At 37.3% G+C, this 520-nt stretch carries 2 protein-coding genes; both read right to left on the reverse strand.

The window, feature by feature from the left end; translation table 11 throughout:
- Positions 1–13: 13 nt before the first annotated feature.
- Positions 14–205, reverse strand: coding sequence for a hypothetical protein (locus tag Y887_RS19830; protein WP_046965665.1), 192 nt, complete (start codon positions 203–205; stop codon positions 14–16).
- Complete coding sequence (locus tag Y887_RS19835) at positions 202–474, reverse strand: hypothetical protein (protein WP_046965666.1); 273 nt, start codon at positions 472–474, stop codon at positions 202–204. Before Y887_RS19835 ends, Y887_RS19830 begins: the two co-directional genes overlap by 4 nt.
- Positions 475–520: the final 46 nt, after the last annotated feature.

The raw sequence follows: 520 nt of genomic DNA on the forward strand, positions 1-520 counted from the left end.
ATGCAAGTACTTTTTAAATTTTATTTCCGATATAGTCCGGTCTATTCTTTTCGGTCATACGCTTTGCTAATGGTTGCATATGGCTTATTGCGTTTAATGGGTCTTCCTCCAGGGATGAATCAACATAATCAGGATCATTCTTCACCTTGCAATGATTATGATAGCGTAGAACAGCCAGTACTTTTTTAACTTCTTCAACTGTCATAATAAGTATTCCACTTCGTTAGCTTTCAGGTTAGTATCAATCATCAGTGGATTTTTGTAGTTCACAAAACGATCAGTTTTCTCGATAGCGAATCCCATATAATCCAGCTTGCTTACAGTACATTCATTCTTAAAAACTTCTTTCGCTGCATTGATGGCTGATTGCATGGTTAACCGACCATCTAAGTTAATGTTTCCAAATGATCCACCAGCAGCAGTAGGATTACCGTTCATATCTTTAATGATCATAGTAGCGGAGTAGCTGGACATAATTTTGTTTCCTTTTAGTATCGGGGAGAACTATTCTCCCTATAGG

The organism is Xanthomonas pisi DSM 18956, from assembly GCF_001010415.1.
GTDB classification, from domain to species: Bacteria; Pseudomonadota; Gammaproteobacteria; order Xanthomonadales; family Xanthomonadaceae; genus Xanthomonas; species Xanthomonas pisi.